The organism is Streptomyces sp. NPDC006207, assembly GCF_040613835.1.
Classification (GTDB): domain Bacteria; phylum Actinomycetota; class Actinomycetes; order Streptomycetales; family Streptomycetaceae; genus Actinacidiphila.
In genome coordinates, this window is the sequence record NZ_JBEXSX010000090.1 from 23,705 (window position 1) to 30,070 (window position 6,366).

Annotated in this window: 6 protein-coding genes; 3 read left to right on the top strand and 3 right to left on the bottom strand. The window is 74.9% G+C overall.

Translation table 11 applies throughout. From position 1 onward, the window contains the following. Positions 1-71 precede the first annotated feature (71 nt). A complete protein-coding gene (locus ABZ312_RS41310; RefSeq protein ID WP_500329436.1) occupies positions 72-827 on the bottom strand; it encodes an SDR family NAD(P)-dependent oxidoreductase in 756 nt (251 codons plus the stop codon). 181 nt (positions 828-1,008) lie between these two features. Next, positions 1,009-2,544 carry an FAD-dependent oxidoreductase gene (locus tag ABZ312_RS41315; protein WP_500329437.1) on the bottom strand — a complete coding sequence of 512 codons (1,536 nt, stop codon included), beginning with the start codon at positions 2,542-2,544 and terminating at the stop codon, positions 1,009-1,011. 102 nt (positions 2,545-2,646) lie between these two features. Between ABZ312_RS41315 and ABZ312_RS41320 the strand changes: the two genes are divergently transcribed. Together ABZ312_RS41320 and ABZ312_RS41325 are read left to right on the top strand one after the other, a co-directional pair. Beyond that, positions 2,647-3,225 (top strand): TetR/AcrR family transcriptional regulator, encoded by a 579-nt coding sequence (locus ABZ312_RS41320; RefSeq protein WP_500439924.1) that lies wholly within the window; start codon positions 2,647-2,649, stop codon positions 3,223-3,225. 51 nt (positions 3,226-3,276) lie between these two features. Beyond that, positions 3,277-4,266, top strand: coding sequence for a 2-hydroxyacid dehydrogenase (locus tag ABZ312_RS41325; protein WP_500439925.1), 990 nt, complete (start codon positions 3,277-3,279; stop codon positions 4,264-4,266). Positions 4,267-4,277: 11 nt separating this feature from the next. Here ABZ312_RS41325 and ABZ312_RS41330 read toward each other — a convergent pair whose 3' ends face one another. Then, positions 4,278-5,012, bottom strand: coding sequence for a hypothetical protein (locus ABZ312_RS41330; protein WP_500439926.1), 735 nt, complete (start codon positions 5,010-5,012; stop codon positions 4,278-4,280). Positions 5,013-5,296: 284 nt separating this feature from the next. On the opposite strand from ABZ312_RS41330, the gene ABZ312_RS41335 reads away from it, so the two are divergent. Then, positions 5,297-6,277 (top strand): phosphotransferase family protein, encoded by a 981-nt coding sequence (locus ABZ312_RS41335; protein ID WP_500329444.1) that lies wholly within the window; start codon positions 5,297-5,299, stop codon positions 6,275-6,277. The last annotated feature ends 89 nt before the right edge of the window (positions 6,278-6,366 follow it).

The window sequence follows — 6,366 nt, forward strand, 5'->3', positions numbered from 1 at the left end:
CCGTGCGCGGCCGCCGGACCCGCCGGTCCCACGGCGACGGTGGGTGCAGCGGTGACGCCCCCGCCGGGCGGTTACGGCTCCCGGTGCACCCGGTGCTGGGCGGCCTGGGCACGGGGGCGGACGACCAGCAGGTCGACGTTGACGTGGGACGGGCGGGTGACCGCCCAGGTGACCGTGTCGGCGATGTCCTCGGAGGTGAGGGGCTCGGCCACCCCCGCGTAGACGGCGGCGGCCTTCTCCTCGTCGCCGTGGAAGCGGGTGAGCGCGAAGCCCTCGCTCTTGACCATGCCGGGGGCGATCTCGATCACGCGGACCGGCTCACCGAGCAGCTCCAGGCGGAGCGTGCCGGCGAGCGCGTGGGTGCCGTGCTTGGCCGCGACGTAGCCGCCGCCGCCCTCGTACGGGGTGAAGGCGGCGGTGGAGGAGAGCACGACCACGGTCCCGTCGCCGGAGGCGATCAGCCCGGGCAGGAACGCCTGGACGGTGTGGAGCACGCCGAGGACGTTGACCTCGTACATCGTGCGCCACTCCTCGGGGTCGGCGGTGGCGACCGGGTCCGCGCCGAGGGCACCGCCGGCGTTGGCGAACAGGACGTCCACCCGGTCCAGCGAGGCGGCGAGCGCGTCGACGGCGCCGCGGTCGGTGACGTCGAGGGCCACGGCGGCGGCCGAGTGGCCCGCGGCGGTGATCTCCTTGGCGAGCGCCTCCAGGCGGTCTGCGCGGCGGGCGGTGAGCACGACGTGGTAGCCGGCTTCGGCCAGCCTGCGGGCGGTGGCGGCACCGATGCCGCTGCTCGCGCCGGTCACGACTGCGGTACGGGGGCTCATGGTCGTGCTGCCTTTCGCCGGTCGGGAGGTCGGGAGGTCGGGAGGGGCAAGTGCCCGCCTACGCTTGCAGCATAGGCGCGGTGGTGCCGAGCGCTCTCAGGGCGGTCCGCCGGGTGAACCACGGAAGGAACACCGGCTCCCCGCCGCTGAACTCGGCCGCCCGTACCGTGCCCGGCGGCCGTCAGCTGCGGATGCCCGCGGTCGGCCGGGTCATGTGCCCTGCCTCCCCGGCCCACGCGGTGAGGGCGGCGTCGTGGTCGCCGCCGGCGGCGCCGTCGGCGGCCCAGGCGACGTAGCCGTCGGGGCGTACGAGCAGCGTGGTGCGGCCACCGTCCGTACGGGTGACGTGGACGGCGCGCGCGTCGGCGGGTCCGGCCGCCGCGCCCTCGGGGGCGACGAGCACGAAGCGGCCGGCGCGCAGGGCCTCGTACAGCCGGCCCTCCCGCAGCGGCAGGTCGGGGGCGCGCCCGCCGGTCAGGGGGTGGGCGCCGCGCGGGGCGGGGTAGGCGATGCCGATGCCGGTGATCGCGCCCAGGGCCCTGCGGCGCAGCGGCGGGAGGTGGCCCACGGCCAGGGAGACCAGGTCGCGGAAGGTCCGCTGGAGGGCGTTGTGGGCCATGGCGAGCCGGATGATGCCGCCGCTGCTGCGCAGCACCGTCGCGCCCACCGGGTGCCGTTCGGCCTGGTAGGTATCGAGCAGGGCGTCGGTCGCGTGGCCGCGGACCACGGCGGCGAGCTTCCAGCCGAGGTTGGCGGCGTCCTGCAGGCCGGTGTTCATCCCCTGGCCGCCGGCGGGGGAGTGGACGTGCGCCGCGTCGCCGGCGAGCAGCACGCGACCGACGCGGTAGACGGGCACCTGGCGTTCGTCGCTGTGGAAGCGGGAGAGCCAGCGGGCCTCGCCCATGCCGTGGTCGGTGCCCAGGGCGCGGCGCGTGATGGCGCGGACCTCGTCGAGGCCGACCGGGTCGCTGTCGGGCCGCTCGCCGGTGCGGTCCCAGCACATCACGCGGTACCAGCCGTCGCCGAAGGGCGCGAGGAAGGCGAAGGCGTCGCCCGTGCCGCCCACGGTCAGCAGTTCCGCGGGCGGTTCGGCGAGCCGGACGTCGGCGAGCACGATCGACCGGATGACGGACCGGCCGGGGAAGGGCAGGCCCAGGGCGGTCCGGACGGCGCTGCGGTGGCCGTCGGTGCCGACGGCGTAGGCGGCGCGCCGGGTGGTGACGGCGCCGTCCGCGGTGCGGACGTCGAGTGCGACGCCCTCGTCGCCCTGGCGTACCGCGAGGACCTCGGCGCCGTGCTCGAAGCGCACGCCCGCGGCGCGGGCCCGGCGCTCCAGCAGCCGCTCGACCTCGTACTGGGGGGTGATCAGCAGGTACGGGAAGCGGGAGGGCAGCTCCGCCAGGTCCAGCGACAACCGGCGGAAGAGCCGCAGGCCGCGCAGCCGGTGGCCGGTGGCGACCAGCTCGTCGGCGAGGCCGCGGGCGTCGAGGAGCTCGAGGGTGCGGGCGTGGACGCCGAAGGCCCGGCTCAGGTTGCCGTGCCCCGGGCCGCGGCGCTCCAGGACGGTGACGGGGACGCCGGCGGCGGCCAGGTCCCCGGCGAGCAGCAGGCCGGTGGGGCCCGCGCCCACGACCAGGACCCCGGCCGGGTGCTCCCCGGTGCCGGTGGCGGTGCGGGTGGCGGTGCGAGTGGCGTCGGTGCGGTTCTCGGTGGTCACGGCGGTCTCCTCGGATGCCAACGCTTGTAGGCCAACGCTTGTAGGCAAACGTAGCCCCGCCGCTCTGGCGATGTCAACAGTCGTTGGCCTACAGTTGTGGGCATGACCACGACGTCCCCCGCCCCCCGCCGTTCCGACGCCACCCGCGCGGCGATCCTCGCCGCGGCTCGCGACCGCTTCGCCGCCGACGGCTACGAGCGGGCGACCATCCGCGCCATCGCCAAGGACGCGGCCATCGACCCCTCGATGGTCATGCGCTACTACGGCAACAAGGAGGGGCTCTTCGCCGCCGCTTCCGAGTTCGACCTGCGCATGCCGGACGTGACCGCGGTCGCGACCGAGGACGTCGGGGCCGTCCTGGTCGCGCACTTCCTGGAGCGCTGGGAGGAGGACGAGACGCTGACCGCGCTGCTGCGCGTCGGCGTCACCAACCCGGCCGGCGCCGAGCGGATGCGGTCGATCCTGCAGCGGCAGCTCGCACCGGTCGCCGCCGCGGTGTGCCCGGACCCGGGGCCCGGCCGCGCCACGGAACGCGCCGTGCTCGTGGCCTCGCAGATCCTCGGCATGGCCGTCAGCCGGTACGTGCTCCGCTTCCCGCCGGCCGTGGCGATGCCGCGCGAGGAGGTGGTGGCCTGGCTGGCGCCCACCGTCCAGCGGTACCTGACGGCCGCGGCGCCCTGACCTCCGCGGAAGGGCCCGCGGACATATCCGCGAACGAAGGAGTGACGACGCATGGAGCCGAAGAACGTCCTCGCGGTCGTGGCGCCGCACGTCGGGGGCCGCCGCGTCGGTGCCACCCTGGCCCGGCTCTTCGAGGGCCGGGCCGTCGTGACCGTCGTGGAGTCCGCCGACGAGGACCCGGCCGCCCTGGCCGCGGCCCACGTGATCATGACCGCGCTGGGCCCCGTGGCGGCCGGGCACCTCGCCTGCGCGTCCGCCCTGGAACTGGTCCAGTGCACCGGCCACGGCCACGGCCACGAGCACGTGGACGTCGCCGCCGCCCGCGCCCGCGGGGTGCCCGTGTGCACCATCGGCTCCAGCGGGGCCGAGACGCAGAGCGTCGCCGAGCAGGCCTTCGCGCTCATGCTCGCGCTCGCCAAGCGGACCGTCCCCGCGCACGAGGCGCTGTCCCGCGGCGAATGGCCGCTGCCCCGCCTGCAGCGGTCACTGACCGAGCTGGACGGCAGGGTCCTCGGCGTGATCGGCCTCGGGGCGATCGGGCAGGCCGTGGCCCGGCGGGCCGCCGCCTTCGGGATGACCGTCCGCTACACCTCGCGCCGGCCCGTACCGGCCGCGACCGAGCAGCTGCTCGGGGCCCGCCGCCTCCCGCTGGACGAGCTGCTGGCGACCGCCGACTACGTGTCCGTCCACGTCCCGCTGACCGACGCGACCCGGCATCTGCTCGACGCGCGACGGCTGGCGCTGCTCAAGCCCACCGCCTTCCTGGTCAACACCGCGCGGGGCGCGGTCGTCGACCAGGACGCGCTCGCCGACGCGCTGGAGGCCGGGCGCCTGGCCGGTGCCGGGCTCGACGTCTTCGACCCCGAACCGCCGCCGGCCGGGATGCGGCTGCTCCACGCGCCCAACGTCGTCCTGTCCCCGCATGCGGGGGGCGCCACCGGGGACACGGTGGCCCGGATCGCGCTCGCCGCCGTCCGCAACGTCGTGGACTTCCTCGACGGCCGCCCGCCACGCGACGTGGTCCCCGCCACGGAGGACTGAACCGGCCCGGCTCAGGCGCTCTGGTCGCCCTCGACGTTGGTGCCCGGGCCGAGCCCGGCGAGCGCGTCCTTGGCCACCGCCAGGGCACCGGCGCGGACTTCGGACTCGTCCGGCGCCTTCTTGTTCTCGAAGTCGCTGCCGTTGTAGGTGACGGTCACGACCGCGTTCCCCTTGCGGAACACCACGACCGCCTCGCGCGTCTGCTGCTTGTCCTCGGTCGTCAGCTCCACGGACACGGAGGCCTCGTCACCGATCCCGGACGCCGTGGCCGCCTTCTTCAGGCGCTTGTAGGAGGCCTTCGCCGCCGCCTCGCCGTCCTGGCCGCCACCGGTCGTGGACACCTCGAAGGTCACGTCGAGCCAGCGGTAGTCGAAGCCCTTGAGGGCGTTCCACGAGCAGCCCGTGCGGTGCGAGGGGTCCGTGAGGGACAGTTGCTTGCCCGTCGTCTTGGCCTCGGGGACCAGCTTCTTGATGGTCGCGGTCTTGATCGCGGTGCACGGCGCGGGCGGCTTGGAGTACGTGGCGGGCGCGTCTTTGGAGCCGTCCGAACCGGAGCCCGAGCCGGAACCGGAGTCCGAACCCGCGCCGGAGTCCGACCCGGACGGCGCGGTGGAGCCGGTCCGGGATCCGTTCGCCGACGTGCGGCCGGGGTCCTCGTGGGACGAGGAGGCCATCGTCCAGCCGACGATGGCGAGTATGGCGGTGGGCAGCAGACGAGCCGCCAGGGTGAGGGGCAGGGACGCCACGGCGGTCTTCTCTTCGTCGATCCTGAGGAACCTGGGGCTGAGGAGGTGAGCGTGGGGGACGTGGGGCCTGAGCGTACGACGTGAAGATGAGATTGCCATATGAAAGTGGCCCGGGAACAGACCAGGCGCGTAGGGGTTGCGGTACCGGGCGTGACGGGTGTACCCGCGCGCCCCCGAAAATCCGGGCGCGCCGTGGACGCGCCGACGTCGGAACGGGTGCCGTGACGGACCGGCCCCGCGCACGACCGTGACAGCGTGGGAGCGCTCTCATAGCATGCGGGGACATGAAGAGCCTGACCAAGCGCGCCCTCACCGCCGGACAACTGGCCGCCCTGCTGCGGGAGTCGGCGGGCCTCGGCTGCAGCGTGGAGGCCGAGCTCACGGACGGCTGGTTCAACGCCGCCTACCGGGTGCGGCTCGACGACGGGCGTCCGGCGGTGGTGAAGATCGCCCCACCGCCGGACGCCCTGGTGCTGCGCTACGAGCGCGGCATCATGGCCACCGAGGTCATGGCGCACCGCCGGATTGCCGCCCTCGGCGATGTGCCGCTGCCGGAACTGCTGCACGCGGCACCGGACTTCATGGCGCTGTCGGTCCTGCCCGGCACCCCCTGGGACAAGGCGGCGGACCGCCTCCCCGCGGACCGGCAGGCCGCGCTGCGCCGTGAACTGGGCCGGATCGTGGCGCGGCTGCACACGCTCGCCCCGGAGGACGGCCGGTACGGCTACCCGGCCCCCGAGGCCGGGCTGTCGGCGGCGGACTGGCCGACGGCCTTCGGCGCCATGGTGGAGGCGATGCTGGAGGAGGCCGTGCGCTGGAGCACCCCGCTCGGCGTCGCCCCCGACGAGGTCCGCGCGCTCGTCGCGGAGGGCGCGGACGTCCTGGCGGAGGTGACCGAGCCGCGGCTGGTCCACTTCGACCTGTGGCCCGGCAACGTCTTCGTCGCCGACGACGGCTCCGTCGTCACCGGGCTCATCGACCACGAGCGGGCCTTCTGGGGCGACCCGGTGGCCGAACTGGTCTCCCTGGCCTTCGGTGGCGACACCGGCCCCGACAGCGACCTCGTCGCCGGCTACCACGAGGCGGGCGGCACCCTGGACTTCGGGCCCTCGACGCTGCACCGGCTGGCCCTCTACCGCGTCTACCTCGGTCTCATCCTGGTCGTCGAGTGCGGCCCGCGGGGCTATCCCGCCGACCACGCCGACCACGTCCGCGACGTCCTCGGCCGCTGGGTCGCGGAGCTCCGGGCCGTGCGGCGGGGCTAGTGTCCTGAGTCGTTGTTTCGCTGCGTAAGTCGGTGGTGGTTCGTCATGATGGGCGGATGGCGAGGACGGGACGGCCGAAGGCCGAGTTG